General features: G+C 72.9%; 22 protein-coding genes. 10 read left to right on the top strand and 12 right to left on the bottom strand.

The window, feature by feature from the left end; all coding sequences use genetic code 11:
- The first annotated feature begins 4 nt into the window (after nt 1-4).
- From ACZ31C_RS00695 to ACZ31C_RS00685, 3 genes are all read left to right on the top strand, one after another.
- Nucleotides 5-718 (top strand): cytidine deaminase, encoded by a 714-nt coding sequence (locus ACZ31C_RS00695; RefSeq protein ID WP_465793621.1) that lies wholly within the window; start codon nt 5-7, stop codon nt 716-718.
- Nucleotides 715-1,995 carry a thymidine phosphorylase gene (locus ACZ31C_RS00690; RefSeq protein ID WP_465793620.1) on the top strand — a complete coding sequence of 427 codons (1,281 nt, stop codon included), beginning with the start codon at nt 715-717 and terminating at the stop codon, nt 1,993-1,995. The genes ACZ31C_RS00695 and ACZ31C_RS00690 overlap by 4 nt, the downstream gene beginning before the upstream one ends.
- Before the next feature lie 109 nt (nt 1,996-2,104).
- Nucleotides 2,105-2,785, top strand: coding sequence for a DUF4272 domain-containing protein (locus tag ACZ31C_RS00685; RefSeq protein ID WP_396740741.1), 681 nt, complete (start codon nt 2,105-2,107; stop codon nt 2,783-2,785).
- On the opposite strand, the gene ACZ31C_RS00680 is transcribed toward ACZ31C_RS00685, so the two are convergent.
- Nucleotides 2,782-3,777 carry a putative RNA methyltransferase gene (locus ACZ31C_RS00680; protein ID WP_465793619.1) on the bottom strand — a complete coding sequence of 332 codons (996 nt, stop codon included), beginning with the start codon at nt 3,775-3,777 and terminating at the stop codon, nt 2,782-2,784. The genes ACZ31C_RS00685 and ACZ31C_RS00680 overlap by 4 nt on opposite strands.
- Before the next feature lie 74 nt (nt 3,778-3,851).
- Between ACZ31C_RS00680 and ACZ31C_RS00675 the strand changes: the two genes are divergently transcribed.
- The gene (locus ACZ31C_RS00675) at nt 3,852-4,931 is read left to right on the top strand and encodes an adenosine deaminase (RefSeq protein ID WP_465793618.1); all 1,080 of its coding nucleotides are present in this window, start codon (nt 3,852-3,854) and stop codon (nt 4,929-4,931) included.
- A 15-nt stretch (nt 4,932-4,946) separates the two neighbouring features.
- Here ACZ31C_RS00675 and ACZ31C_RS00670 read toward each other — a convergent pair whose 3' ends face one another.
- A complete protein-coding gene (locus tag ACZ31C_RS00670; RefSeq protein WP_465793617.1) occupies nt 4,947-5,555 on the bottom strand; it encodes a uridine kinase family protein in 609 nt (202 codons plus the stop codon).
- Between the two features lie 194 nt (nt 5,556-5,749).
- Here ACZ31C_RS00670 and ACZ31C_RS00665 point away from each other — a divergent pair, with 194 nt between their 5' ends.
- The 4 genes from ACZ31C_RS00665 (at nt 5,750) to ACZ31C_RS00650 (ending at nt 10,715) form a co-directional block, all read left to right on the top strand.
- Nucleotides 5,750-9,241, top strand: a complete 3,492-nt coding sequence (locus ACZ31C_RS00665; RefSeq protein ID WP_465793616.1) for a sensor histidine kinase — start codon at nt 5,750-5,752, stop codon at nt 9,239-9,241.
- Nucleotides 9,238-9,642 carry a roadblock/LC7 domain-containing protein gene (locus tag ACZ31C_RS00660; RefSeq protein ID WP_131057168.1) on the top strand — a complete coding sequence of 135 codons (405 nt, stop codon included), beginning with the start codon at nt 9,238-9,240 and terminating at the stop codon, nt 9,640-9,642. Before ACZ31C_RS00665 ends, ACZ31C_RS00660 begins: the two co-directional genes overlap by 4 nt.
- 100 nt (nt 9,643-9,742) lie before the next feature.
- Nucleotides 9,743-10,120 (top strand): DUF742 domain-containing protein, encoded by a 378-nt coding sequence (locus ACZ31C_RS00655; RefSeq protein WP_396741472.1) that lies wholly within the window; start codon nt 9,743-9,745, stop codon nt 10,118-10,120.
- Between the two features lies 1 nt (nt 10,121).
- Nucleotides 10,122-10,715 (top strand): GTP-binding protein, encoded by a 594-nt coding sequence (locus tag ACZ31C_RS00650; RefSeq protein WP_334628720.1) that lies wholly within the window; start codon nt 10,122-10,124, stop codon nt 10,713-10,715.
- Between the two features lie 74 nt (nt 10,716-10,789).
- Here the strand turns inward: ACZ31C_RS00650 and ACZ31C_RS00645 are convergent, their stop codons facing one another.
- The 10 genes from ACZ31C_RS00645 to deoC all read right to left on the bottom strand — a co-directional run bounded on the left by ACZ31C_RS00645 (nt 10,790) and on the right by deoC (nt 24,530).
- Nucleotides 10,790-12,007, bottom strand: a complete 1,218-nt coding sequence (locus ACZ31C_RS00645; RefSeq protein WP_465793615.1) for an ABC transporter substrate-binding protein — start codon at nt 12,005-12,007, stop codon at nt 10,790-10,792.
- Between the two features lie 130 nt (nt 12,008-12,137).
- Nucleotides 12,138-14,507, bottom strand: a complete 2,370-nt coding sequence (locus tag ACZ31C_RS00640) for a transposase (protein ID WP_465793614.1) — start codon at nt 14,505-14,507, stop codon at nt 12,138-12,140.
- A gap of 40 nt (nt 14,508-14,547) precedes the next feature.
- A complete protein-coding gene (locus ACZ31C_RS00635) occupies nt 14,548-15,609 on the bottom strand; it encodes a DNA primase (protein ID WP_465793613.1) in 1,062 nt (353 codons plus the stop codon).
- A 170-nt stretch (nt 15,610-15,779) separates the two neighbouring features.
- The gene (gene cydC, locus ACZ31C_RS00630) at nt 15,780-17,645 is read right to left on the bottom strand and encodes a thiol reductant ABC exporter subunit CydC (protein ID WP_465793612.1); all 1,866 of its coding nucleotides are present in this window, start codon (nt 17,643-17,645) and stop codon (nt 15,780-15,782) included.
- The gene (gene cydD, locus ACZ31C_RS00625) at nt 17,642-19,312 is read right to left on the bottom strand and encodes a thiol reductant ABC exporter subunit CydD (protein ID WP_465793611.1); all 1,671 of its coding nucleotides are present in this window, start codon (nt 19,310-19,312) and stop codon (nt 17,642-17,644) included. The genes cydC and cydD overlap by 4 nt, the downstream gene beginning before the upstream one ends.
- Before the next feature lie 127 nt (nt 19,313-19,439).
- Nucleotides 19,440-20,315 (bottom strand): M56 family metallopeptidase, encoded by an 876-nt coding sequence (locus ACZ31C_RS00620; RefSeq protein WP_465794331.1) that lies wholly within the window; start codon nt 20,313-20,315, stop codon nt 19,440-19,442.
- A 40-nt stretch (nt 20,316-20,355) separates the two neighbouring features.
- Entirely contained in the window at nt 20,356-20,838 is a 483-nt protein-coding gene (locus ACZ31C_RS00615; RefSeq protein WP_465793610.1) for a BlaI/MecI/CopY family transcriptional regulator, read from the bottom strand.
- 479 nt (nt 20,839-21,317) lie between these two features.
- A complete protein-coding gene (locus ACZ31C_RS00610) occupies nt 21,318-22,142 on the bottom strand; it encodes an aldehyde dehydrogenase family protein (RefSeq protein WP_465793609.1) in 825 nt (274 codons plus the stop codon).
- On the bottom strand, nt 22,135-23,565 hold the full coding sequence (locus ACZ31C_RS00605; protein WP_465793608.1) for an aldehyde dehydrogenase family protein: 1,431 nt from the start codon (nt 23,563-23,565) through the stop codon (nt 22,135-22,137). The genes ACZ31C_RS00610 and ACZ31C_RS00605 overlap by 8 nt, the downstream gene beginning before the upstream one ends.
- Nucleotides 23,566-23,570: 5 nt before the next feature.
- Nucleotides 23,571-24,530, bottom strand: coding sequence for a deoxyribose-phosphate aldolase (deoC, locus tag ACZ31C_RS00600; protein ID WP_465793607.1), 960 nt, complete (start codon nt 24,528-24,530; stop codon nt 23,571-23,573).
- 132 nt (nt 24,531-24,662) lie between these two features.
- On the opposite strand from deoC, the gene upp reads away from it, so the two are divergent.
- Together upp and ACZ31C_RS00590 are read left to right on the top strand one after the other, a co-directional pair.
- A complete protein-coding gene (gene upp, locus ACZ31C_RS00595) occupies nt 24,663-25,295 on the top strand; it encodes a uracil phosphoribosyltransferase (RefSeq protein ID WP_465793606.1) in 633 nt (210 codons plus the stop codon).
- A 79-nt stretch (nt 25,296-25,374) separates the two neighbouring features.
- Nucleotides 25,375-26,049, top strand: a complete 675-nt coding sequence (locus tag ACZ31C_RS00590; RefSeq protein ID WP_465793605.1) for a GOLPH3/VPS74 family protein — start codon at nt 25,375-25,377, stop codon at nt 26,047-26,049.
- Nucleotides 26,050-26,322 lie beyond the last annotated feature (273 nt).

Genomic DNA, 26,322 nt, shown 5'->3' with positions numbered 1-26,322 from the left:
CAGCATGGATATCGACTGGGCGCGGTTGCGCGCCGCCGCCACCGAGGTCATGCGGCACGCGTACGTGCCGTACTCGAAGTTCCCGGTGGGCGCGGCGGCACTGGTCGACGACGGCCGGGTCGTGGTCGGCTGCAACGTCGAGAACGCGGCGTACGGTGTGGTGCTCTGCGCCGAGTGCGGCGTGGTCTCCTCGCTGCACGCCACCGGCGGTGGCCGGATCGTCGCGTTGTCCTGCGTCGACGCCACCGGCGAGCCGCTGATGCCGTGCGGGCGCTGCCGGCAACTGCTCTGGGAACAGGGCGGGCCGGAGTGCCTGATCGAGGCCAAGGGCGGTCCGCTGCGGATGGCGGAACTGCTGCCGCACGCCTTCGACGTGGCCGACCTCGACGCGGTCACCCGGGAACGGCCGGTGCCGGTGGTTCCCGACCGGCTGGCCGCCTGGCGGGGACGCGGCACCGTCTTCGTGCACCCCGACCTCTCCGCCGGCCAGCAGATCTGGACGGCCTACTGGGAACGGTCGGCCGGCGACGACGCGGGCGCCGAGACCGGGGTGCTGGAGGAGGCGCCGAGCTGGAACGACCCGGCAGAGGCGATCACCTGGGGGTTGGCGCGTACGCCCCGGGTCGTGGTGGTGGACGCGTCGGGCACCATCTTCTGGGCCGGTGAGGGTGAGCCGCCGGTGGAGATTCCGGTGCGTTGGGATGGGACTCAAAGGTGAGTGTGTTTACTGCGGTTGATGTCATTCGGGCCAAGCGGGACGGGGGTGTGCTCTCCGACGCGCAGATCGACTGGGTGGTGGACGCGTACACCCGGGGGGCGGTGGCCGACGAGCAGATGTCGGCGCTGGCCATGGCGATCCTGCTGAACGGGATGACGGGCCCGGAGATCGCCCGGTGGACGGCCGCGATGATCGCCAGCGGCGAGCGGCTGGACCTGTCGTCGGTGTCCCGGCCGACCGTGGACAAGCACTCGACCGGCGGCGTCGGTGACAAGATCACTCTGCCGCTCACCCCGTTGGTGGCCGCCTGCGGCGCGGCGGTGCCGCAGCTCTCCGGGCGCGGCCTCGGGCACACCGGCGGCACGCTGGACAAGCTGGAGTCGATCCCGGGCTGGCGGGCCGCGCTCAGCAACGAGGAGTTCACCGCCCAACTGCGCGATCTCGGGGCGGTGGTCTGCGCCGCCGGGTCGGGACTGGCCCCGGCCGACCGCAAGCTGTACGCGTTGCGCGACGTCACCGGCACGGTGGAGGCGATCCCGCTGATCGCCAGCTCGATCATGAGCAAGAAGATCGCCGAGGGCACCGGTGCGCTGGTCCTCGACGTGAAGGTCGGCTCCGGCGCGTTCATGAAGTCCGTCGACGACGCCCGCGAGCTGGCCCGGACCATGGTGGAGCTGGGCGGCGCGCACGGCGTCCGCACGGTCGCCCTGCTCACCGACATGTCGACGCCGCTCGGCCTGGCCATCGGCAACGGCGTCGAGGTGACCGAGTCGGTCGAGGTGCTGGCCGGTGGCGGCCCGGCCGACGTGGTGGAACTGACGCTGGCGCTGGCCCGGGAGATGCTCGATGCCGCCGGGCTGCCCGACGCCGATCCCGCCGCCGCGCTGCGCGACGGGCGGGCGATGGACGTGTGGCGGTCGATGATCCGCGCGCAGGGCGGTGACCCCGACGCATCCATGCCCAGCGCGCCCGAGGTCGAGGTGGTGCGCGCCGAGACGGACGGCTACGTCGCGACCGTCGACGCGTACGCCATGGGGGTGGCCGCGTGGCGGCTCGGCGCCGGCCGGGCCCGCAAGGAGGACCCGGTCAGCGTGCCCGCCGGTGTGCTGTTGCACAAGCGGCCCGGTGACCCGGTCCGGGCCGGTGACCCCCTCTACGAGCTGCGGTCCGAGAGTCCGGAGAGGATTCCGGCGGCGCTGGCGGAGGCGGCCCGCGCGGTGACTCTCGCGGCCACACCGCCGGCCACCGTTCCGCTGGTGCTCGAACGGGTGGAGTGAGTCCACCCTGGTCGCGCCCCATGGTGCCGGGCCGGTCTGGCCGCTATCCTCGCAGGCCAGGGGGGACTACCCGGCGCCCGAGACATCACGACCAGACAGGGATGTTGCCGTGATCGTGCCTGCTCCCGACCCCCGTGCGGTGCGTGAAGCGAGCCTGGAGGAACTGTCCCGGCTGCGACTGCCGTTGCCGCCGCCGCAGTTCCCGCTGGTGTGGGAGCCCGGCGACGAGATCGAGTTGCGGCCGACACCGGAGGTCGAGGCGCGGATCGCCGTGCTGCACCTGATCCAGGCGCGCTGCTTCGGCATGCCGCCGCAGGCGGCGATGAGCTGGTTGCTGGCGTCGCACCTGCTGGAGATGGTCACCCCGCCGGAGTTCCAGTTCGTCACCGGCGCCAAGGGCGACCACCGCTCGTTCGTGCTGCATCACGACGCGCTGTTCGCCCTGACCTGGGTACTCGGCCTGACCAAACAGCTCGACCCCACGCTGCCGGTGGACGAGCGGCTGGTGGAGCGCCTGCCGAACATCGTCGAGGGGGAGACCTTCCGGCGCTGGCAGGCCCGCATCCTGACCGCCCCGCAGCATCCGGCCGACGCCGCCGCCCTGCTCGACCTGCACTACTGCCTGGACTGGGCGTACCTGGAGGTGAGCCGGGCCGGGCGGTTGTTGCCGGGGCTGGTGGACGCCAACGCCATCGGCCAGCGCCGCTGGGCTCTGGAGTGGGCGGTGATGCTGCGCGGGCCGTACCATGACGAGCCGCCCGGCTGGGAAGAGGTCGACCTCTCCACCTAGGACCTGGGACGCGGGCGGTACACGCCGAGCCGGACCGCGACGGTCACCCGGACCGGCTCGCCGAGGGCGGCGGTCCGGTCGGCCAGCCCGCCCGGGTCGGTGTGCCAGGCGCTCGGGCCCATGCCGACGAGCGTGGCCACCTCCGGACCGGCCAGGCTCAGCTCCTGCCGGTGCTCGGTCTGCGACTCCTCGACGAAGTGCCCGCCGAGGCCGGCGGCGATCCGGTCCGCCTTGGCCGGGTCGACCCGGAGCAGGTCGAGCGCGTCGACCAGTTCGGTGAGGTGGTCGGCCACCGGCGTCACCACCAGCAACCGCCCGGTCGGTGCGAGAACCCGACGGAACTCAGCGCCGTTGCGGGGCGCGAAGACGTTGAGCAGCAGCGCCGTCGAGGCGTCCGCCAGCGGCATGCGCTGCCAGGTGTCGGCGACCGCCGCGGTGATCCGGGGGTGCGCCCGGGCCGCCCGGCGCAACGCCGGCTTGGAGACGTCCAGGGCGAGACCGACGGCCGCCGGCACCGCCGCCAGCACCGCGGCGAGGTGCCGACCGGTGCCGGCGCCCGCCTCCACCACCAGCGGGTACGCCCCGAGTCCGCCGCTCGGGACATCCTGGTGCGGCCCCTTTGCTCTGCTTACCTCGGCGCAACAGACACGCCCGGATACCGGTGCGTCCGTTGAAGCAGAGCAAAGGCAGCGCGGGACACCTGGGTGCGGGGTGGCGGTCTGCCCGGTGACGCGGGTGGCGAACTCAGCGAGGGCGGCGGAGATCAGGTCGTAGTGGCCGGCGGCGAGGAAGTCCGCCCGTGCGGCGATCATCTCCGCGCTGTCCCCGCCGTGCGGGGCGCGGCCGGCGAGCAGGTTGACGTAGCCCTGTCGGGCGATGTCGAAGCTGTGCCGGCGCGGGCACCGCAGCGCGCGGGCGGCACCGGCGGACACCTCGCCCAGCGGCTCTCCACAGACCGGGCAGCGCAGTCGCTCGACGACGCGAGGGTCCATCACCACAGCAGGTCGCAGGCCAGATCCACGCTCCCGAGCGTACCCAGCTGTCCGCTGCGGACTAGGGTCTGGTCATGGCCGCGAACATCGGGTACGAGGACATCGTCAAGGCACCGAAGGCGTTGCTGCACGACCACCTGGACGGCGGTCTGCGGCCCGCGACGATCGTCGAGCTGGCCGCCGAGGTCGGTCACGAGCTGCCCACCACCGACCCGGCGGAGCTGGGGCGCTGGTTCGTGGCGGCGGCCGACTCGGGTTCGCTGGAGCGCTACCTGGAGACGTTCGCGCACACCGTGGCCGTGATGCAGACCGCCCCGGCGCTGCGGCGGGTGGCCCGGGAGTGCGCGCTGGACCTGGCCGCCGACGGGGTCGTCTACGCGGAGGTGCGCTTCGCCCCGGAGCAACACCTGGAACGCAACCTGAGCCTGGACGAGGTGGTCGAGGCGGTGCTGGCCGGGTTCGTCGAGGGCAGTGGGCTCGCCGCCGAGGCCGGTACGCCGATCCGGGTCGGCACCCTGCTCACCGCGATGCGGCACGCGGCGCGTTCGCAGGAGATCGCGGAGCTGGCGGTCCGGCACCGCGACCACGGGGTGGTGGGGTTCGACATCGCCGGAGCCGAGGCGGGTTTCCCGCCCACCCGGCACCTGGACGCCTTCGAGTACCTCCAGCGGGAGAACTTCCACTTCACGATCCACGCCGGTGAGGCGTTCGGGCTGCCCTCCATCTGGCAGGCGATCCAGTGGTGCGGTGCCGACCGGCTGGGCCACGGCGTACGCATCGTGGACGACATCACCGTCGGCGCAGAGCCGGTGCTCGGTCGGCTGGCCGCGTACGTGCGGGACAAGCGGATCCCGTTGGAGCTCTGCCCGTCGTCCAACGTGCAGACCGGTGCCGTCGCGTCGATCGCCGAGCACCCCATCGGGCTGCTGCGTGACCTGCGGTTCCGGGTCACCGTGAACACCGACAACCGGCTGATGAGCGGCACCTCGGTGTCCCGCGAGATGGCGCTGCTCTGCGAGGCGTTCGGCTACGGCTGGCGCGAGGTGCAGTGGTTCACCATCAACGCGATGAAGAGCTCCTTCATCCCGTTCGACGAACGGCTCCGGATCATCGACGAGGTCATCAAGCCCGCGTACGCCAAGCTGCTGGCCTGAGCGCCCGACGCCGGTTCAGCGGGCCGGTGGACGACCGGGGCGGTGCAGACCGGCGACCTGACGCAGGATCTCCCGCGCCCGGGCGGCCTCGGCACCCAGCCCGGTCTGGCGGCGCAGCACCGCCGGCTCGGCCCGCAACAGCGTCACGCCCCGCCGCAGCAGTACCCGGGGACCCTTGCGCTGCTCGGCCAGGTCGCGGGCGAGCCGACGGAGGAAGGTCGCCCCGCGTGGCCGGCGCAGCGCGTACGCCCCGGCGACCAGGCCCCGAAGTCGGCATTCCTCGACGATCTCGGCGGCGAAGATCCCTTCGGCCACGAAAAGTGGCGAATCGGCCAGCTCGAACGGCCGAGTGGCCACCCGCCGGTCCTCATTGATGGCGTACACGGGGACATCTGCCCGACCGTGCCTCGCCAGTCGGGTTATCACCTCAACGGCCGTTTCGGCGTCCCATGAAGCGGGCGACTCCCAGTCGATCTGGCCATCCCGGCGCGGTAACGATGGGTCATCGCCATTCTTGTAGAAATCGTCCAAACAGAGCACTGGCAGCCCGGTTTGTCGCGCTACGTATGACTTCCCGGAGCCGGATGGGCCGGCGAGCAGGACAACTCGGTGCGGGGGTTCCATTACCTTCAGTGACTCCGAACAGACGGACCGCGATCAAATTGCGTCAACATCTCATCACACCTTTGGCTGGGGCCAACCTGGGCTTTCTCTTTCCCCAGAGGCGTGATGGAATCTCGGATGGTCCGACCCGCCGGGTCGGCTGCTGGGCGTTGTCCGCAAGACAACGCGGACGCTGCAATCACGAGGGCGGTGACGTGAGCAAACGACCGAAGACGGCAGGCTCCTTCCTGTCGCGTATGGGTCGGCCGGTCGGTCGGCTCCGCGACATGCCGATCTGGTCCAAGCTCGGTCTCATCATGATCGTGCCGACCATCGCCACGGTCGTCGTGGGCACCAGTGGTCTGGTCGACCACCTGGACTCGCTCAGCGACGCCAACCGGGCTGGCGACCTCGCCGAACTCATCGGGCACTCCGGTGCGCTGGTGGACGGTCTGCAGGACGAGCGGACGGCTGCCGTCCTGCTCCTCGGCGTGCAGCCGCAGTCGGCCGGGCAGGCCGAGTCGGAGGAGAAGAAGAACGCCTCCGCGCTCTACAGCGAGGTCTCCGGCGCGGTGGACCGGGCCACGGACCCCTACTCGTCGCAGCGCTCCGACCTGACCGACCTGCCGCCCAGCCTCCAGGAGTTGCTGACGCAGATCGACGAGCGACTCGGCGACCTGCCCGGCACCCGGAGCCAGGTGATCAACGGTAAGTTCAAGATCACCGACACGCTCCAGTCCTACGACGAGCTGATCAACCAGCTGCTCTCCGTGCGGGACTCGGCCAGCCAGCTCGCCGGTGACAACGACCTGAGCGACCGGATGCGAGCCTCGGCCGCCGTCGCGCGGGAGAAGGAGTGGCTCTCCGTCCGCCGGGTGGTCGTGCACCGCGCCCTGATCCAGGGCGGCATGAGCGCGACCCTGCGCACCGACTACATCTCCAGCGAGACCGGCCAGCAGCAGGCACAGCAGAGCTTCAACGCGGTCGCCACCGAGTCCGAGGCGGAGTTCCACGCCCAGACCATCGGTGGTGGTGACCGGCGGCAGGCGACGATCTACATCAGCCAGGTCAACGCCGACGCCTCCGCGAACCTCGCCGGCCTCTCCTTCACGCCGGAGGAGTGGGACGCGGCGCTGGTCGCCAACGGCAATCTGATCCGGTCGGTGGAGTCCAAGTTCGACTCGGACGTCGCCGCCGAGGCCGCCAACCTCCGCTCCGACGTACAGCGGCAGGTGTTCCTGGAGACCGGCCTGCTGCTGACCACGCTGCTGTTCGCCATCTTCCTGGCGTTCCTGGTGGCCCGCTCGATGGCCCGCTCGCTGCGGGAGCTCCGGCAGGGCGCGCTCTCCATCGCCCAGTACGGCCTGCCCCAGGCGGTGGCCCGGCTGCGTGACCCGCAGGTCACCGGCCAGCTCTCACCGATGCAGTTGGCCAACCAGATCGCCGAGCCGCTGCCGGTCCGCAGCAAGGACGAGTTCGGGCAGGTGACCGAGGCGTTCAACGCCGTCCACCTGGAGGCGGTCCGGACCGCCGCCGAGCAGGCCGCCCTGCGGGCGTCCGTCGCAACCATGTTCGTCAACCTCGCCCGCCGTTCCCAGATCCTGGTCGACCGGCTGATCGGTCACCTCGACCGGCTGGAGCGCGGCGAGGAGGACCCGGACCGCCTGGCCGAGCTGTTCCAGCTCGACCACCTGGCCACCCGGATGCGCCGTAACGACGAGAACCTCCTGGTCCTCGCCGGCGCGGACTCGACCCGTGTGCAGCGGGAGCCGGCTGCGCTGATCGACGTGCTCCGGGCCGCCCAGTCCGAGGTCGAGCACTACACCCGGATCGAGTTCGGCGTCATCGACCGGGACATCGAGGTCGCCGCGCACGCCGTCAACGACCTGGTCCACCTGGTCGCCGAGCTGTTCGACAACGCGACCGCCTTCTCCCCGCCGGACTCCCAGGTGCTGGTGGAGGCCCGTCGGGTCGGTGACCGCGCCTCGCTGTACGTCGAGGACCGGGGCATCGGTATCAGCGCGGAGCAGCTGACCGACCTCAACGAGCGCCTCGCCACGCCGCCTCAGGTGGACGTCGCGGTCTCCCGGATGATGGGCCTGGTCGTGGTCGCCCGGCTGGCGTCCCGGCACACCGTCCGCGTGGAGCTGCGTCCCGGCAACGACCGGGGCACCGTCGCCGACGTCACGCTGCCGCCGACCGTGCTCGTGCCGCGTGGGCTGTCCGGCCGTGGGCAGCAGCCCGCCGCGCTGCCTCCCGCCGGCCCGCCGCCCGGCCCGGCCCCCGCGTTCGGCGGCATGCCGCCGATGGGCAACAACGGCAGCGGTCCGGGCCTGCCGGCGGCTCCCGCCCCGCGTCCCGGTGGCTCCGGCAACCAGGTGACCCTGGGCGGGCGACCCTTCGACCCGGCCAGCCGCAACGGTGCCGGTACGCCGGGCTCCATGGCCGGTGCCGGCAACCTGCCCGCCTGGTCGGACCTGACCGGTGCCAGCGGCGTCCCCGGCGGCAACAACTTCGCGTCGCGTACGTCCAACGGGTCGTCGCACGACCCGCTGCCGCAGCGCCGCCACACCGACGAGTCGAACCCGGGGCAGCAGCCGACCATCCCGCGTCAGCTTCCGAGCAGCCCGGAGGCGGCTCCCTACACGCCGCCCGCGGTGTCCGCCCCGCCGGTGCCGCCGGTCTCGTCGCCGCCGGTCTCGGGTACGCCGTACTCCGCGCCGCCGGTCTCCGGCGCGCCGGTCTCGGGCTCCCCGGTCTCCGGTTCGCCGGTCTCGGGCGCGCCCGGCGGGTTGCCGCAGCGGCCCGTGTCGCCGGGCACCGGTCACCAGCAGCCCTCGGCACCTCCGGCCTGGCCGCCGGTGGCCGGGGAGACGGCCGCCCCGGCGGTGCCCGAGCGGCTGGCCGCCGCGCTGGACATGACCACCGAGCTGCCCCGGGTGTCGCGCCCGACGCCGCAGCAGACGCCGAGCGCCTGGCCCGCCTCGGCGCCGCAGCCCCAGCCGACCACGCCCACGCCGCCGCAGGCACAGAACCGGCAGCGGTACGCGGATGAGACGATGGAGCTGCCGATCTTCCGGGAGCTGGAGTCCGCGTGGTTCCGCACCCGTCGTCCGGGGCCGGAGGAGTCGGCCGGTGCCCGCCAGCCGGCGGCCAACGGTGCCACGACCCAGCAGATCACCGCGATCGACGCCACGGGTCGGCCCGCACCGCAGACCCCGAGCGCGGCGACGACAGGTAACGCACCGATGGCAGAGACCCCGACGGCCGCAGGCGCGCCCGGCGGGAACGGCGCGAACGGTGGGTTCCGTCCCGGCGGCGGTGGCGAGAACAGGCCCTCGTACCGGCCCGCGCCGCAGGATAGTGTGTGGCAGACCGCGGCCGACGACGGTTGGCGGGCCGCCAGCGCGGCCAGCCAGGCACCGGTCGCCGCCACCGCCACCACGCAGACCGGGCTGCCGAAGCGTACGCCGATGGCCCAGCTCGTGCCGGGTGCGGTGGAGAAGCCGGCGGCTACGGTGCAGAAACGCAACCCCGAGTCGGTGCGCGGTCTGCTCTCCGCCTACCACCGGGGTGTCCAGCGGGGACGTAACCACCCGTCGGACAGCAACCCGACCGGCCCGGAGGGAACTTCGGGCGGGCAGCAATCCTCGCAGTCTGGCTCAGGCCCGGTGGCCGGGAGCGGGCAGAAGGAGCAAGAAGGATGACTAGTACGCAGGATCTCGGTTGGCTGCTGGCCAACTTCGCCGATCGGGTACCCGGTGTCGCGCACGCGGTCGCCGTCTCCGCGGACGGCCTGCTCCTGGCGTCGTCACGAGACCTTCCGAGGGACCGGGCGGACCAGTTGGCGGCGATCGCCTCCGGCCTGGTCAGCCTGACCCAGGGTGCGGCCCGCTGCTTCGAGGGAGGGGCGGTGTTGCAGACCGTGGTCGAGATGGACAACGGCTTCCTGTTCCTGATGTCGATCTCCGACGGCTCGTCGTTCGCGGTCCTCGCCGCGCGCGCCAGCGACGTCGGACAGGTCGGGTACGAGATGGCCCTGCTCGTGGACCGGGTGGGCGATGCGCTGACTCCGGCGCCACGTACCGCCGTCGGGATGATGGGCTGATCGTCGCGCCAGCCGGTGGGGCGGGCGAGGCGCGAACACTACATACGAGGAGTAGCGCTGGCGCGAGCCGGTGCCGGGTACGAAGGAGGTGAGCGGCGACATGGCCGATCGTGACGAGCCGACCGGCGCTTTGGTCCGTCCATACGCCGTAACCCGCGGTCGTACCCGTCCTCGCCTCGACATCGCCCTGGAGGCGCTGGTCGAGACCACGGTGCGCGGTCGGGCCGTTGCCACAGGCAACGGCGGACAAGGCCGAGAGCACCAGTACATCGCCGCGCTGTGTGACGGACGTGTGCAGTCGCTCGCCGAGATCGCGGCGCGCATGCAACTTCCGCTCGGCGTGGCCCGGGTGCTCATCGCCGACATGGCGACGGACGGCCTGGTCGCGGTCCACGAGCCGACCACTTTGGACGACTCGGACGACGCGGTGGGCACTGAATTGCTGGAGAGGGTGCTGAGTGGACTTCGCAGGCTCTGACATGTCGCACCGTCCGCCGACTCCGAGCGGGCGCGTGACGTCGGCGAAGATCGTTATCGCCGGTGGATTTGGCGTCGGCAAGACGACGCTGGTCGGCTCGGTCTCGGAGATCACGCCGCTGACCACCGAGGCCATCATGACGTCCGCCGGTGTCGGCGTCGACGACACCCGGCAGGTGCCGGGTAAGACGACGACCACGGTGGCCATGGACTTCGGTCGTATCTCGATCGATCGTGACCTGATCCTGTACCTCTTCGGTACGCCGGGTCAGACCCGTTTCTGGTTCATGTGGGATGAACTGGTCCGGGGCGCGATCGGCGCGGTCGTGCTGGTGGACACCCGCCGGCTGGCGGACTGCTTCGCGGCGATCGACTTCTTCGAGCACCGGCGGCTGCCGTACCTGGTGGCCATCAACTGCTTCGACGGCATGCAGTACCACGATCCGCAGGACGTCCGGGACGCGCTCGCGATCTCCAGCGACGTCCCCGTGGTGGCCTGTGACGCCCGGAACCGCGAGTCGACGAAGCACGTGCTGATCTCGCTGGTCGAGTACGTGCTCACGATGCGCCGTACCCGGGCCGTCGCACCCGCCTGACGATCGGCTGCCGCGCCCGGTGTCGACCAAGACGACACCGGGCGCGCAATGCTGTCCGTGACCCGGCGGGCGGCTCAGCTCAGACGGTTCCAGGCGCCGGCGTCGACCCGGTAGACGCCGAGCGAGTGACGCTCCATGCCGCTGTGTCGGATGGGCGTGAACGAGTACATGCCCGCCATCCCGTCGGTCACCTGGTTCTGCAGGTACGCCCGGAGTCGCCCCCGGTCCACGCTGGAGGCCAGCCGGGCCGCCGTGGTGATCAGCAGCAGGGCGTCCGAGGCGTACGGGGCGAAACCGTTGTAGGCGCCGTGCTCGCGGATGTACCGCGAGACCAGGTCACGGTACGCGCGCCCGGCGGCGCTGCTGTTGGCGATGGTGGAGCCGCCCAGCGACGACGGGTGGACGGCGTACGCCCCCTCCACCGCGCGCAGGTTGGCGTCCTCAAGCGTCTCCTCGGCGACCGCCCCGGCGTCGAAGAACAGTTTCCCGTCGTGTCCGGCCCGGCGCAGAGCGCGTGCGGCGGCTCCGGAGCGGGGTGCGGTGGCCCAGACCACCACGGCGTCCGATCGGGCCGTCACGGCGCGCTCGGCGGCGCGGGTGATGCCGGCGGACGATGCGGGGAGCCGCACCGTGCGGACCAGTCCCACCCCCGCGGTACGCAGTGCGCCGGTCATGGCGCGCACCCCCGAGTCACCGTGCAGCCCCGTCTCGGCCAGCAGCACGACCCGGCGTAGCCCTTCGGCGTCGACGAGCTGGGCCAGCCGACGGGCCACGTCCCCGGCGTCCGGGGTGACCTTGTAGACGAAGGCCCGCTGGGCCAACGGCACGGTGATGGAGTCGCCGAAGGCCAGCGACACGAACGGCAGGCGCAGCTCCTGTGCCACCTCGATGACCGACATCGAGGTCTCCGCCAGCGTGCCCCCGACCAGGGCGTGCACGTCCTCGCGCCCACCCAGCTCGGCGGCCTGCTCGGCGGCGAGGCGAGGATCGCTGCGGTTGTCGCGCAGCTCCAGGCGTACGGTCCGGCGGAGGTTGCCGACCTGTACGCCCTTGTCGTTGAGGGTGGCCGCGCTGATCGTCAGGGCTCGCTGCTGGGCCACTCCGAGGGCCGCACCCGACCCGCTCAGCTCCAGCGTCGCCCCGACGACCAGTTCCTGACCCGGGGTCGGCCGGGTGACGGCGTTGCGTCGCTCCCGGTCCCGTCCGCAGCCGCTGAGTAGCAGGGTGCTCGCCGTCGCGGCGAGCACTCCCCGTCGGGTGAGCACGGATCGACTGGTTGCCGGTGTCGCCATGAGTCGCCTTCCCCCGCCCGGCGACCTGCCGCCGGCTGTTCCGCCGGTATGCTCCCGGCCCCGTCGACCCGACGTCAAATTATCCGGGTGTGGGTAGGAACACGCAGGTGAGCGGGGGTATAGCGGGGCGTCAGGACCGGTAGCCGGCGGAACGGTACTCGTACTCCCGGTCGTCGTCGCGCTCGCCGGTGTCCCGGGTGAAGTCCCAACCACCGGCGGACTCCCGGCCCGGTCGGCCGCCGACCGCGAAACCGCCGATCTCCTGCCCGCGACGCCAGCCGCGGAAGTAGCCGGTGGTGTTCTCGGCGAGGCTGGCCGCGTCCCGGACGATGCGCAGCGGACGCTCCTCGCGCAGCGGTGAGCCGGGCACGAGGTTGGCCTGGGGCACCCGCTTGGGCAACCCGGCCCCGGTCGCGTCACCCACCGCCGGACGGGCGGCCTGTTCGGCGGCCTCCCACCCGGTGTCGGCCATGCTGGACCAGTCCAGGTCGGCGCTCTCGCCGTGTCCGACGAACCAGGCGGACCTGGCCTGAGCGAAGATCAGCAGGTCGCCGTCGCCCTCGTCGGGGACCGGCGGCGGCCGGTGCTCCACCGAAGGCTCCGCACGACGGGTCGGCGGGGTGAGGTCCAACCGCTCCATCGGCCGGCCGTCACGTGCCGGTTCACCCCGGTCGACCAGCCGCAGCGGCGGGTTCTCCTGGGCCGACTCGGCGGAGCTGCGCAGGGCGCGGTCGGCCAGCGGCGGAGGCTCGACCAGTCGCAGCACCGGCGGCTCCGGCGGCAGGTCGTCGGCGAGCCACGGCGGGGTCACCCGACGCTCGACGCCGAGGTCGGCGGGCGGCTGCGGCGCCTCGTGCCGCTTCCGGTCGTCGTAGGCGGAGGTGACCACCGGGTTGAGCGGCGAAGTGACATCCGCCGGGTTCTCCGGGTTGTTCACCAGCGGCCAGTTGGCCCGCGATCCGGGGGGTGCCGCCGGCTCCTGATCGGGCCGGGGCGCCGGCACCGGAACGCTGAGGTCGGTGGCGCTGAATCCGCCGGTCGGCGGTTCGCCGCCGTTGGTCTTCGGGCGGGGCGGGATGATCGTGCGCTGCCGCTCGGCCCGCGCGCTGTTGATCGCCGCGGTGGTGAGCGTCGGCCGGAACGGCTCGCCCGCCTCGGCGGGCGGCACCGTCCCACGCTGCGCGGGCGCGATCGGCGTGATGCCGGGCGGCGGCGGGGGCGGCGCCGAGATCGGACGGTTGGTTGGACCGTCGATCCGCGACGGGATGGACTCGGCGTGCGTCGGCGGCGCGGAGACCGGCGGGCCGGCCATCGCGGCCGGGGTCAGCGGCGTGGGTGCGACGGGCGGCGGCGCGAGCGGTGCCGGGGCCGTCGGCGGCGGGCCGAGCGGACGCGGCGACGCGGGACCGCTGCCGGGCTGCGGCTCGGGGCGGCTGCGGCGGCCACCGCCGGCCGGCTCGGGGCCGGTGGGGCGGACCGGGCGCAGGCCGGGGGCGGGAGCCGGAGCAGGTGCGGCGGCGGTGGAGGCCAGGTCACCCACCGGCTCGCCACGCCGGGCGGCGGCCCGACGACCGGCGGTCGGCGTGGGGGTCGCGGTGCGGGCGTGTAGGGCGCCGACCAGCGCCTCGCAACCGGCGTCGCAGGCCCGGACCGAGGCGACCGCCTGGCGGATCGTCTCGGCGGCGGCGGAGGTGAGGGCCCGGTTGACCGTGGACCGGCGCGGCGTCTCGGAGATCGCCACCCGCAGCGCGGTGACCGCCTCGTCGATCGCCTCCGCCTCGCCGGCGCCCTCCGCCGCGAGCTGTGCGGTGACGGCGTCGGCGGTGACCGCCGCGTCGCGACCGCGCCCTGCGGCGTCGGTGAGCATGCCCGGCTCGGGCAGGGCGTCCAGCACCGCCAGCGGGATCGAGTCGGCCGGATCCGGGTAGGCGCGCAACGCGGCCGGGTAGAGCTCGCGCAGCACCTCGCGCAGCGCGACCGCGGCGGAGTGCCGGCCGGTGGCCAGGGCGGCGTGCGCCGCGAGCACCTGCTTGTAGCCGGCGAGGTCCCGAGGAGCCGGCAGGGTCACCGCAGACAGGGCGCCCGCCTGGAGAGCGCGGGCCAACCCGACGGCCCGTCGTACGGCCGGAGGCGCCTGCATCTCCTCCAGGGAGTCGTCGTCGGCGAAGCGCTCGGCGAAGTCGTCGACCGAGTCGTCGTCGGCGATCGCCAGCGGACGACCGGCGGCGCTGAGCAGCGAGGTGACGGTGTGGTCGTCGCTGTCGGCCGCTATCGCCGCACCGCTCGGCCCGCCTGAGCGCTCCACGAGCAGCGTGACCAGCAGGGCGTAACCCGCCGGGTCGTCGCTCACCTCGCAGACATGCAGCAGACGGCCTGCGTCGTCGACCACAGCGGACGTCAGCGTCGAACCGGCCGAGACCGGTCGGCCGGCCGGATCCGCCGAGGCCAGACCGCAGTACACGCGCACGAGCGCCACGGCGTCGTCCTCCTCCCGGGACACAAGGTGTTCTCTGCCAGAGACTGATGCTCCCTGGTGCGCCTCAGTCGCGCCAGTCCACGACCGCAGAGATCTTTCCGACAATGGTCCGCCAACCCAGACTTGCGGTTTGTGCCCCAATTTTCTTCAGCTTACGTCGACCGAGGAATCCACCGATCCCGCCCTTGACAGAGGCACGCAGCGCCTCGTCCAGGTCGTCGAGGCTGGAACCGCTGGAGAGCATGTCGAGCACGGCGGGCAGGCGCAGCGCGTACGACATGTCGCGAGCGACCTCGCCCGCCTCGATGAGCAGCGTCGCGTCCCACGCGTCGTGGCCGCCCCGGAGGTTCTCCACTACCAGGTCGAGCTCGTACACGTCTTCGTCGAGCGGGGCGATGTCCGCCGGTTCCACCCGTTCGGACAATTCATTCCAGCTGTCCAGCTGGGACAGATCGTTGGGCGCACCGGAACGGACGAAGCTGACCAGCGATTCCGGGGTCTTGAACAGCAGCAGCCGTCCCCGGTGACTCAGGAAGACCGGCACTTCCTCGTCGCCGGCGTCGTCCTCCGCCGTCTCGTCGTCGTCCTCGTCGGCGGTGTCGTCGTCCTTCTTCGAGGCGGTCTTGCCCGAGGCGGTCTTGCCCGAGTCCCCGTCGGTGTCCCGCTTCTCGTCCTCGTCGCTCTCGGCGAACTCACGGGCGACGTCCTCGTCGAGGATGACGACGTCCTCGTCGTCCTCGTCCTCGGTCTCGACGACCTGCCGACGCGCCAGGAACGGGTCGTCGGCGTCGCGCTCGGCCACATCGGTGGGGGTCAGGTCACGGGCCGGCCGGTAGGCCCGCAGGGTGAAGCCGGTGCCGGCGGGCAGAGCGACCTCGATCGGGTCGATCCGCAGCTCGTCCCAGAGCGCGCGGGACGCCTGGGCCGACGCGTCGGCCGCCTCCTCGACGTCCGACGACTCGTCGTCGGCCTCCCGCTCGGCGGGGTCCGGCTCGGCGACGGCCTCCGGCTCGGTGGCGTCCGGCTTGGCGGAGCCGGTGGTGTCATCGAGCTCGGGCTCGTCGGCGTCCGGCCGTTGGGGCGACTGGCGGGCCACGGTGACCTCCGTGTGCGTCGGGCTGCCCACTCACCGACTCGATGTCGGTGAGTGACTCTGGGCACATACCCTAGTGGGCTGCTCTGGGTAATCGGTGCCCGCACCCCGATGGCGGCATCGCCAACCGGTGCGACGCGCCACCGTCGACCGCCTGGCCGGTCGGTGCCGGGCGGTCCGGCACCGGCGACGCGCCCTACAGGTCAGGGCCGGTGCCGGCCGGAGAGCGCGAGGTAACCGTGCTCGGCAGCCTGCTGCACCACCCACTGGTCGCGGTACCAGCCGTCGGTGTCGACCAGATCCGCGTGCGGTCCCCGCTGGATCACCCGACCGGCGTCGAGCACCAGCACCTCGTCGAGCCCGTCGAGCCCGGTGAGTCGATGCGTGATCAAGAGCACCGAGTGCCCGGCCGGCGTGGCGGCCAGGGTCGCGGCGAGCACCTCGTCGGCGGCGACCGGGTCGAGACCCTCGGTCGGCTCGTCCAGCACCAGCACCCCGGGTGCGGCGAGCAGCGCGCGGGCCAGCGCCAACCGCTGCCGTTGACCACCGGAGAGCTGCCCGCCCTCCTCGCCGACCACGGTGTCCCAGCCCTCCGGCTGCGCCCGTACCCAGTCCGCCAGGCCGGCGGCCTCGGTGGCGGCGGCCAGCGCGGCCTCGTCGGCGTCGGGGCGGCCGAGGAGCAGGTTGTCCCGGACGGTGGCGTGGAAGACGTACGCCTCGGCGAGCAGTCCGCCGACCGCCCTCGGCAGGTCCTCCGGCGGGTACGCCGACACGTCCCGCCCGTCCAGGCGCACCCGACCGGTGTCCGGGCGCACCGCGCCGGTCAGCACGGCGGCGAGAGTGCTCTTGCCGGCCCCGCTCGGGCCCACCACCGCGATTCGGCGGCCGGGCGGCAGGTCGAGGTCGAACCGGTCGAGCGCGGCGGGCGCCCCGGCCCGGTAACGGACGGTGACCTCGTCGAACCGGACGCGGGGAACGTCGCCATCGCTCGTAGTCCGCCCACCGGTGGCCTTCCCGGTGGCGTCCGGGCGCGGCGTGGCCGACGCGTCGGCCCCATCGGTGTCGCGGCGCGACGGGACCGGTGCGTCGGAGCGGTCGTCGGTCGACGTCAGCAGCGGGGCCACCCGGGCGAGTCCGGACCGCAGGGCGGTCCACTGCCGAGCGGCGCCGACCAGCGCGAGGGCGATCTCCACCGCGGCCAGCGTGCCGACCGCCAGCACTCCGATCAGCGCGCCGGACACGTCGGCCCGCAGTGCCACGACCACCACGGCACCGGTGGTCAGCCCGGCCACCAGCACCCCGAGGCCGTCAACGGCGAAGCCGAGCGCGGCGAGCCGCCGCTCCAGCCGCGCGAGTCGACGCGCCCGCCCACCGGCGGCGTCGAGCGCACCGGCGGTGGCGCCGAAGGCGGCCAGGTCAGCCGCGCCGTGGGTCAGGTCGACCGCGTCGGCGGCGAGCGCGCCGCGCAGCGGCGCCATCTCGGCGGCGGCCCGGCGGGTCAGCGCGGTGGCCAGCAGCGGCAGGCCCACCCCGGCGACCAGCAGGCCGACGGCGAGGGCCAGCGCGGCCGGGGGCGAGACCAGGGCGGTCAGGCCGACGGCCACCAGGCTCACCGTCGCGGCGGCGGCAGCCGGGACGAGTACCCGCAGCAGCAGGTCCTGCACCGCCTCCACGTCGGAGACCAGGCGGCTCAGCGCGTCGCCGGTGCGCGGCGGGGCACCCCGTCGGGCGGCGAGGGTGGCGAACACCCGGGCCCGGACGTCGGTGACGAGCCGGAGCACCGCGTCGTGCCCGGCCAGTCGTTCGGTGTAGCGCAGGACACCCCGGCTCACCGCGAGCGCCCGTACCGCGACGATCGCCACGGTGAGTCGGTCCAGCTCCGGCTGACCGGCGGCGGTCATCAACAGCCAGGTGGCGGTGGCCATCAGAGCGAGGGCGGCGAACTCGGTGGCCGCCGCGAGCAGTCCCGCACCGACCAACCGCCGCAGGTACGGCCGGGCCAGCCGGAGTACGGCCGCTTCGGGCGAGGAGCCGACGCGACCGGTCGTGGTGGCCCGGGTGGTGCTCATCGGGCCTCCCCGGCCGCCTGTGGCGTCAGCTCGGTGACCCGGCCGTCCTCGACGCGCAGGATGCGGTCCGCGTCCTCCAGCAGCGCCGGCCGGTGCGCGACCAGCAGCGCGGTCCGTCCGCTCACCAGCCGACGGGTGGCCGAGAGCACCACCGCCTCGGCGGCGGCGTCCAGGCGCGCGGTCGGTTCGTCGAGCAGCACCACCGGTGCGTCCCGCAGGAAGGCCCGGGCCAGCGCGACCCGCTGCCGCTGACCGCTGGACAGGCCGTGCCCACGTTCGCCGAGCCGGGTGTCCAGCCCGTCGGGCAGGGACTCGACCACCTCGTCCAGCGCCGCGCCGCGCACCGCGCTGTCGACCGCCTCCGGTGCGGCGTCGGAGCTGCCGAGGCGGATGTTGTCGGCCAGCGACGCGGCGAACAGGTGGGCCCGCTGCGGCACCCAGGCCACCTGTCGACGCCATCCGTCGACGTCGGCGTCGGCCAGGTCGACACCGCCGACCGTGACCCGCCCGGAGGTTGGTGCGACGAAACCGAGCAGCAGGCCGAGCAGCGTGCTCTTGCCCGCGCCGCTCGGGCCGATGATCGCCACCCGCTCGCCCGGCCGGATGGTCAGCGTGACGTCCCGCAGCGCGGTGGTGCGCTCGTACACGACGGTCACCGCGTCGAACCGGATCTCGCCGTGCCCGTCGGGCGACGCACCCGTCCGGTGCGTGGGCGTCGGGGCGGAACCGGAGAGCGTGAGCGCCTCGTCCAGCGCGGTGAGCCCCTCCATGCTGGCGTGGAACCGGCTGCCGGCGGCCCGCAACGGCAGGTACGCCTCCGGGGTGAGCAGCAGCACCAGCAGCGCGGTCTGGAGCACCAGCCCGCCGTCGAGCAGGCGGAGACCGACCGGGACCGCGACCAGCGCCACCGACAGGGTGGCCACCAGCTCCAGCACCAGGGCGGAGAGGAAGGCGATGCGCAGGGTCTGCATGGTGGCGACCCGGTGCCCGTCGGCCATCCGCCGCACCGCGTCGGTCTGCGCCCGTGCGCGCCCGAACGCCCGCAGCGTGGGCAGCCCCGCCACCATGTCCAGGAAGTGCCCGCCGAGGCGGGACAGCCGCCGCCACTGCCGTTCGGTGGCGGCCTGGGCCTGCCAGCCGAGCAGCGCTCCGAAGATCGGGATGAGCGGCAGCGTCAACGCGATGATCACCGCCGAACTCCAGTCGGCGAAGAGGACCCGACCGAGCACCGCCACCGGCACCGTGACGCTCAGCACGAGCTGCGGCAGGTAGCCGGTGAAATAGGCGTCGAGCGCGTCCAGCCCACGACCGGCCAGCGTGGCCAACTGTCCGGCCCGCTGACCGGCGACCCAACCCGGTCCGTGTCGGGCGACCGCGCCCAGCAGGTCGGCCCGCAGCGCCGCCTTCACCGTGGCCGCCGCTCGCGCCGACACCACGCCCTGCGCCCACACCACCAGCGCGCGGGCCGCGACGGCGACCACCAGACCGGACAGCGCGACGCGGTCGAGCCGCCCGGTGAACGCGGTCGCCAACAGTGCCGCCAGGGCGGTCGCCTGCGCCACGACCAGCCCGGCGGCGAGCACCCCGAGCAGCGCGAGCAGGGTGAGGTCGCGTCGGGCCGCGGGGACCCGGCGCAGCAGCCGCGGGTCGAAGGGGCGGCGGTTCACCGGTACACCGGTGCCCTACCGTCGGTCCGTCCCGGGAGAATCCGCCAGCACATCGCCTGGCAGCCTAGTAGGGCCGCGACGAGCGCCGACGGGCGCGGAGCCGGTACGCGGGACACCACGTCGGTCGTCAGCTCAGGAACAGCGAGATGGGCAGGGCGGCCACGGTGGTGGCCACGGTCAGCGCGGCGGCACCGATCAGCCGGGCCGGACGCTCGGCGACCATCAGCCGCTGCACGCGTACGTCCAGGTCCCGATCGCCCAGACCGAGGGTGCCGGCCGGGGTGATCCGGTTCTCAGCGGCGGCGAACCGCCGCAGCGCACCGGCCAGCGGGGCTTCCGCGTGCAGTTCCCGGGCCTTGTCGTCGGCGCGCATCTCGACCAGCAGCGACACCCGCTCGTGCGCCTCGTGCACCCAGCGCAGCCAGGGCAACGCCCGGCACAGCGCGGTGAACGGCAGCAGCACCAGGTCGTGCCGCTCCTCGGCGTGCGCCCGCTCGTGCGTCAGCACCGCCGCCAACTCGGCCCGGTCGAGCAAACTCAGCGTGCCGGCACTGACCACCACCCGGGGCTTCACCCCCGGCAGGCAGTACGCCGCCGCGCTCGGATGGTCGAGCACCAGCGCCCCCGGCACGGTCGGGTCCCGCCGGGCCACCAGCGCCAGCAGGTCCCGGTGCCGACGCTGCGCGCGTACCGTGCCGTGGATGCTGCGTACCGTCGTGGTCAGCAGCACCACGCCGATGCCGAGACCGATGCCGACCAGCCCCAGGTGCACCGGGCCGACGCCCACCGGAAGTGTGCTGTGCCACAGGTCGTTCGCGAGCGCCAGCAGCGCGCTGCCGGTGCCCCGGTCGTACGCGGCCAGCCCGATCGCGATCGGCAGGCCCATCGCGGACAGCCCGGCGGCCAGGCCGACCGCCTGCCAGCACAGGATCGCGACCCGAGGGGTACGCCACGTCCACGTCGAGCGGCTGAGCACCTGCGCGATCAGCCAGCAGGCCAGCATCGCGGCGGCGAAGTGCACGGTCTGCGCCACGTCGTCGCCCCTACCGCTCCGCGGTCTCGTCGGTCCGACCCGGCCGGGTCGTCCGGTCCGGTGCGGGTGCCTCCACGCGATCGGTCAGCGCCGCACCGTCACCCGGCCCGTCCGGCGTACCCGGGGTCATCCCGGCCTCGGCGGAGAGCGCGGCCCGCAGGACGTCGGCCTCGGTGCCCGTCACCGAGCGGGCGAAGCGGACCAGCGCCGCGTCGCGGCTGCCACCCAGGTCCAGGGCGTCGAGCATGATCTGGGCGATGTACGCCTCACGGCTGGCGGCAGCCTGATACCGCCACGCCCGCCCTTCCCGCTCGCGCTGCACCATGCCCTTGCCGGCGAGCCGGTCCAGCACCGTCATCACCGTCGTATAGGCCAACTCGCGCCCGGCCAGCGCATCGGCGACCTCGCGCACCGTCACCCCACCGGATGCGGCGGGAACCGTGTCCCACAGCACGTCCATCACCGCACGCTCAAGATCCCCCAGCCGAGTCACCCCTGAATCCTACCCCCCGTAGTAGACCCCCCGGTCCGCGCACCACCCCAGCCCCGCTACCCGCTCCCCGCATCGAGCGTCCGCCTCGGGCGTCCGGGTCCGCCGCCGGCCTACGTCCACACAACTTCCTGGAAACTGCTGCCTCCCGACCACCCCGACACAGCAACATCAAAGAAGTTGCGCAGATCTTGACCGCCCCCACCGGCGATGCCAACCGAGCGCGACGTGCGCCAGCCGGGCGCCAGCCGGGCGCGAGGCGGGCGCGAGGCGTGCACGAGAGCGCCCGCCACTCGCCCCGCTGACTCGTGACTCAGCGCAGGGCGGCACCCGAAAGCCGCCACCAGAACTCCGACCGTGCCCAGGTCAGGTTTCCGGGGGGAGCCCACCCGCGCAGGGATCAAGCCTGACCGCCCGGAGCGGGTGGGCCCCCCGGAAACCCCCACAGCGAGAAACCCAAAAGAGCGAGAAGAGAAGAAGAATCACACCCCCTTGGGATGCCACACCGTCTTAGTCTCCAGCAACGCCGTCATCCGCCCGAGCCCCGGATCAGCGGACCAGTCGTGCCCGGAGCCCACCGGACGGAGTACCCGCTTGAGGTTCTCCGCGGCCTTGATCTCCAGGTCGACCGCCAGGTCCGCGTCGGCGACCCCGGTCAGGTCGATGGCGTTGACGTCCATGTGGGCGGCCAGCGTGGGTACGGTCTCCGGCAGCCGCCCGGTGAGGATGTTGACGACGCCGCCGGGCAGGTCGGAGGTGGCGAGCACCTCGGCGAGGGTGATCGCGGCCAGTGGCGCTTCCGGGGAGGCGGCGACCACGACGGTGTTGCCGGTGACGATCGCCGGGGCGATCACGCTGACGAGACCGAGCAGGGCCGGGCTCTCCGGGGCCACCACGGCGACCACGCCGGTCGGCTCGGGTGCGGAGAGGTTGAAGTAGGGGCCGGCGACCGGGTTGGCGCCGCCGTACACCTGCGGCAGTTTGTCGGACCAGCCCGCGTACCAGACCCAGCGGTCGGTGGCGGCGTCGACTTCGTCGGCGGGTACGCCGAGACCGATGAACTGGTCGCGGCGGCCCTCCAGCATCTCGGCGGCGCGGTAGAGGATCTGACCCCGGTTGTACGCGGTCGCTCCGGCCCAGCCCTTCACGGCGGCGCGGGCGGCGACCACGGCGTCCCGGGCGTCCTTGCGGGAGGCCAGCGACACGTTGGAGTCCTGCACGAGATACGACCGTCCCGACTCGCTACGCGGGAACTTCCCGCCGATGAAGAGCTTGTACGTCTTGCGTACCGCGACCCGCTCAGACATTGAGGTACGCCTCCAGCCCGTGCCGGCCGCCCTCGCGACCGTAGCCCGACTCCTTGTAGCCGCCGAACGGCGAGGTGGGGTCGAACTTGTTGAACGTGTTGGCCCAGACGACTCCGGCGCGCAGCCGGTCGGCCATCCACAGGATGCGGGAACCCTTGTCGGTCCAGATTCCGGCGCTGAGCCCGTACGGCGTGTTGTTGGCCTTCTCCACGGCCTCGGCCGGGGTGCGGAAGGTCAGCACGGACAGCACCGGGCCGAAGATCTCCTCGCGGGCGATCCGGTGGGCCTGGGTGACGCCGGTGAAGATGGTCGGCGCGAACCAGAAGCCACGGTCCGGCAGCTCACACGGCGGTGACCAGCGCTGCGCGCCCTCGGCGGCGCCGGCTTCGGTCAGCTCGTGGATCCGGGCGAGCTGGGCGGCGGAGTTGATGGCACCGACGTCGGTGTTCTTGTCCAACGGGTCGCCGACGCGCAGCAGTGCCATCCGGCGCTTGAGCGATTCCAGCACCTGCTCGGCGACGGACTCCTGGACCAGCAGCCGGGAGCCGGCGCAGCAGACGTGCCCCTGGTTGAAGAAGATGCCGTTGACGATGCCCTCGACCGCCTGGTCGACGGGGGCGTCGTCGAAGACGATGTTGGCGGCCTTGCCGCCGAGTTCCAGAGTGAGCTTCTTGCTGGTGCCGGCGACGGCGCGGGCGATGGCCCGGCCGACGTCGGTGGAGCCGGTGAACGCGACCTTGTCGACGCCGTCGTGTTCGACCAGGGCCCGACCGGTCTCGCCGGCACCGGTCACGATGTTGACCACACCCGCCGGGAGGTCGGCCTGCTGGCAGATCTCGGCGAAGAGCAGCGCGGTCAGCGGGGTGGTCTCGGCGGGCTTGAGTACCACCGTGTTGCCGGCGGCGAGCGCCGGGGCGATCTTCCAGGCCAGCATGAGCAGCGGGAAGTTCCACGGGATGACCTGCGCCGCCACGCCGAGCGGTCGCGGGTTCGCGCCGAACCCGGCGTGCTCCAGCTTGTCCGCCCAGCCGGCGTAGTAGAAGAAGTGCGCGGCGACCAGCGGCAGGTCGACGTCGCGCGACTCCCTGATCGGCTTGCCGTTGTCCAGCGACTCCAACACGGCCAGCTCACGCGAGCGTTCCTGAATGAGGCGGGCGATCCGGAACAGGTACTTGGCCCGGTCCCGGCCCGGCATCGGACCCCAGACCTTCTCGTATGCCTTCCGGGCGGCGCGGACCGCGCGGTCCACGTCCTGGCTGCCCCCCTCGGCGATCTCGGCGAGCACCTCCTCCGAGGAGGGGCTGATCGACTTGAAGCTGCCGCCGTCGGCCGGGTCGACGAAGGCGCCGTCGATGAACAGGCCGTACGAGGGCTTGATGTCCACCACCGAGCGCGACTCGGGGGCGGGTGCGTATTCGAACATCGGGTTCAGTCCAGGGTGAAGTAGTCGGGGCCGGCGTAGACACCGGTCGTCAGCTTGGTGCGCTGCATGAGCAGGTCGTTGAGGAGGCTGGACGCGCCGAAGCGGAACCAGTCCGGGTCGAGCCAGTCCGGCCCGACGGTCTCGTTGACCATGACCAGGTACTTGACGGCGTCCTTGGTGGTCTTGATGCCGCCGGCCGGCTTCACGCCGACCTGCCGACCGGTGGCGGCCCGGAAGTCGCGCACCGCCTCCAGCATGACCAGCGTCACCGGCAGGGTGGCCGCGACCGGGACCTTGCCGGTGGAGGTCTTGATGAAGTCGCCGCCGGCCAGCATCGCCAGCCAGGAGGCCCGGCGTACGTTGTCGTAGGTGGCCAGCTCACCGGTCTCCAGGATCACCTTGAGGTGGGCGTCCCCGCAGGCCTCCTTGGTCGCCACGATCTCGTCGTACACCTCGGCGTAGCGACCGGCCAGGAACGCGCCCCGGTTGATCACCATGTCGATCTCGTCGGCGCCCGCCTCGACGGCCGCCCGGGTGTCGGCGAGCTTGATCTCCAAGGGTGCCTGACCGGACGGGAACGAGGTCGCCACGCTGGCCAGATGCACGTTGCTTCCGCGCAGCACCTCGGCCACGTACGGGACCATCGCGGGATAGACGCAGACCGCGCCGACGTGTGGGCAGGAGGGGTCGGCCGGGTCGGGGCGCAGCGCCTTGGCGGCGAGCGCGCGTACCTTGCCGGGGGTGTCCGCGCCTTCCAGCGTGGTGAGGTCGACCATTCGGATCGCGAGGTCGATCGCCTGTGCCTTGGCGGTGGTCTTGATGGAGCGGGTGCCGAGTTGGGCTGCCCGCTGCTCCGCGCCGACCTGGTCCACGCCCGGTAGGCCGTGCAGGAAGGTCCGCAGAGCGGTCTCGGATCGTCCCAGCTCGGAGAGGTCCGACCGGGCCGACGTCGCTGTCGCCGTCATGCGCCGAAGTCTACGCAGGCGGGAGCCACCCCATCTTGATCATGACGGCGGGCGGGCGTCCCGGGTGAGCGACGTCGCTGCTCCGGGCCGGGGCCCGCGCGTCGGGGTGCGGGGCGGGTAGGTTGAGCGATCGTGGACGTACTCGTCATTGACCATCCGCTCGCCCAGTCCCGGCTGACCGCCATGCGGGACGAACGGACCGACTCCGCCTCGTTCCGGGCGGCGCTGCACGAACTCACCACCATGCTGGTGTACGAGGCAGCGCGCTCCTTCCCGATCGAGCGGTACCCGGTGCAGACCCCGGTCACCGGCACCGAGGGCACCCGGCTGGCCAACCCGCCGCTGCTGGTGCCGGTGCTGCGCGCCGGTCTCGGCATGGCCGACGCCGCGTTGGGGCTGCTGCCGGAGTCGTCGATGGGCTTCGTCGGGCTGGCCCGGGACGAGGAGACCTTCGAACCGCGCGCCTACATGGAGTCGCTGCCCCGCGACCTGAGCGGCCTGCCGGTGCTGGTCCTCGACCCGATGCTGGCCACCGGTGGCTCATTGGAGCACTGCTGCCGGCTGCTGGCCGAGCGCGGTTGCACCGACATCACGGTGCTCTGCGTACTCGCCGCACCGGCCGGCATCGCCCGGCTGGAGCGGTCCGGTCTGCCGCTGCGTCTGGTCACCGCGTCGATCGACGAGGGCCTCAACGACAGCATGTTCATCGTGCCGGGTCTCGGTGACGCCGGGGACCGTCAGTTCGGCGGCATGCCCCGGTTCTGATCTGTCCGTCGTCGTCCCACGCTCGTGGTGGCGGGTTTGTCGTGCGGGCGGTGGCATCGAGCGGCTACCGTCTCGGGCCATGACTGGTGTTCCGCTCGCCGAGGAACTGCTCCTGCTGGCGTACGACGACGAAACCGGCAAGGCGACCATGCCCCGGATCAGCCTCGACCTGGGCATGGCCGCCGCGGTGTTGATCGAGCTGGCCCTGGCGGGCCGGATCGCGTACGCCGAGGGTGCTCTGACGGTGGTCGACGCGACACCGACGGGCGAGCCGATCACCGACGACGTCCTGGCCCGGATCGCGGCGGACACCCCGCACAGCCCGTCCTCCTGGGTGCAGCGACTGCGGCACGGCCTGCGCGACAAGGTCCTCGGTGACCTGTGCGCACACGGGGTGGTCCGGGACGTCGACGAGACGGAGCTGGGCTTCATCCACGTGCACCGCTACCCGGTGCTGGACCCCTCGGTGGAGGCGGAGACCCGCCAACGCCTCGCTGCCGCGTTGACCGGCGAAGCGCCCGACGAGCGGACCGCCGCCCTGGCGACGCTGGTCGCCGTACTCCGGATGGAATCGGCGCTGGGAGCGACCGGCGAGGACGCCACCGAGGCCCTCCGCCGGTTGGAGGAGATCGCCAGTGGTGCGGGCTTCTCCGGCGAGGTGGGCCTGGAAAGCTCCGTGGTCCGCCCCTCGGTCGGCCTGGTGGTCGCCGCCCTGGGCCGCGCCGTCCAGGCCGCTCTCGGCCCCCGTCGCTGACCCGCCCGCCCCGCCGTCCTCCTGTCCCGCGTCGCCTTGCCCCGCCGTCGCCCCGCGCGTCGTCGCCTTGCCCCGCCGTCGCCCTGCGCCGCCGTCGCCCTGCGCGCCGATCATGGAGTTGTGGTCGCGAGTTTGTGTTGATACGTCCACATCTGCGGCTGCCACAGCTCCATGATCGACGCCGGACGCCGGACGCCGGACGCCGGACGCCGGACGCCGGACGCCGGACGCCGGACGCCGGACGCCGGACGCCGGACGCCGGACGCCGGACGC

The organism is Micromonospora sp. NPDC023869 (assembly GCF_055559695.1).
The sequence above is the reverse complement of the archived record's forward strand: the minus strand, read 5'-3'. Positions and strand labels throughout refer to the sequence as shown.